This is a genomic window from Spirillospora sp. NPDC049652, from assembly GCF_040675125.1.
GTDB lineage: Bacteria > Actinomycetota > Actinomycetes > Streptosporangiales > Streptosporangiaceae > Spirillospora.
Window position 1 is genome coordinate 1 of sequence record NZ_JBFAOF010001226.1, and the last position, 1,783, is coordinate 1,783.

At 73.5% G+C, this 1,783-nt stretch carries 2 protein-coding genes; one reads left to right on the forward strand and one right to left on the reverse strand.

Annotated features, from left to right (window positions below):
- A partial coding sequence (locus AB0J52_RS38805) for a peroxidase family protein (RefSeq protein WP_500188047.1) occupies positions 1–1,357 on the forward strand: 1,357 nt, incomplete at its 5' end.
- A gap of 138 nt (positions 1,358–1,495) precedes the next feature.
- On the opposite strand, the gene AB0J52_RS38810 is transcribed toward AB0J52_RS38805, so the two are convergent.
- Positions 1,496–1,783 (reverse strand): hypothetical protein (locus AB0J52_RS38810; protein WP_500188048.1); only part of this gene is annotated, 288 nt, incomplete at its 5' end.

A 1,783-nucleotide genomic window follows, 5' to 3' on the forward strand; every position in this document is an offset into this window, starting at 1 on the left:
TCCCGCGCCGATCGAGCAGCAGGGCCTCGGCTGGAAGAGCACCCACGGCACCGGCGTCGGCGCCGACGCCATCACCAGCGGTCTGGAGGGCATCTGGACCACCACCCCGACGCAGTGGGACAACTCGTTCCTGGAGATCCTCTACGGGTACGAGTGGGAGCTGTTCGAGAGCCCGGCGGGCGCCCAGCAGTGGCGGCCGAAGGACGGCGGCGGCGCGGGCACCGTCCCGGACCCGTTCGACCCGGACAGGAAGCACGCGCCGACGATGCTCACCACCGACCTGGCGCTGCGCGTCGACCCGGTGTACGAGCAGATCACGCGCCGGTTCCTGGCGAACCCGCAGGAGCTGACCGACGCGTTCGCGCGGGCCTGGTTCAAGCTGACCCACCGCGACATGGGCCCGATCGCCCGCTACCTCGGCCCGGAGGTCCCGACCGAGGAGCTGGTCTGGCAGGACCCGATCCCCGCCCGCGACCACGACCTCATCGACGACGCGGACGTCGCCGACCTCAAGGCGCGGATCCTCGCGTCCGGCCTGACCGTGCCGCAGCTGGTGTCCACGGCGTGGGCGGCGGCCGCGTCGTTCCGCGGCACCGACAAGCGCGGCGGCGCGAACGGCGCCCGCATCCGGCTCCAGCCGCAGATCGGCTGGGAGGTCAACGAGCCGGACAAGCTCGCCGCGGTGCTGGGCACCCTGGAGGGCGTCCAGGAGGCGTTCAACTCCGGCCGCGCCGACGGCAAGCGCGTCTCGCTGGCCGACCTGATCGTGCTCGGCGGCACGGCGGCCGTGGAGAAGGCCGCCGCGGACGGCGGCGTCCAGGTCCAGGTGCCGTTCACGCCGGGCCGCACCGACGCCTCGCAGGAGCAGACCGACGTCGAGTCGTTCGCGGCCATGGAGCCCCCGGCGGACGGCTTCCGCAACTACCTCGGCAAGGGACTGCGGCTCTCGGCGGAGTACATGCTGCTCGACCGGGCGAACCTGCTGACGCTGAGCGCGCCGGAGATGACCGTCCTGGTCGGCGGCCTGCGGGTGCTGGGCGCCAACTTCCAGGACTCGCGGCTCGGCGTGTTCACCGAGACGCCCGGACGGCTGACGAACGACTTCTTCGTCAACCTGCTCGACATGGGCACCCAGTGGTCGGCGACCGGCGACGACAACCTCTTCGAGGGCCGGGACGCCCGGACCGGCGACGTGCGCTGGACCGGCAGCCGCGTCGACCTGGTGTTCGGCTCGAACTCCGAGCTGCGCGCCGTCGCCGAGGTCTACGCCAGCGACGACGCCCGGGAGAAGTTCGTGACCGACTTCGTCAAGGCGTGGACGAAGGTCATGGACCTCGACCGCTTCGACGTCCGCTGACCCGGTCTCCGGGTGAGCACGCGTCCGGCTGACCGCACGCCGGACTGATCCGGCGTCGATGTGCTTGAACGGCGTCCGGGGCCTCCCGCCCCGGGCGCCGTTCGCGCGCCGCGCCGACTCAGGCACGACCGGCCCGGGTCAGGCGCGACCGGGACGGACGACCTCGACCTGCTGGGCCCAGCGGAACTGGGCCGGGCCCCGCGGGTCACCGGCGAAGGGCGCGGTGACCGTGGCGACGGTCGCCCGGCCGGGGCGCCTGGCGGTGCAGGTGGCGGTGATCGTCCCTTGCGGGCCGGGACGCGACACGCACTCCAGGACCAGCGCGTCGGTGCTGGTCAGGGGCGACCAGGGTTGGTGCGGGGACGGCTCGGCGGTCACCTGGAGCACCGCGCCGACCGGGAGGCAGAGCGGTGGGGGCCGCTCGCC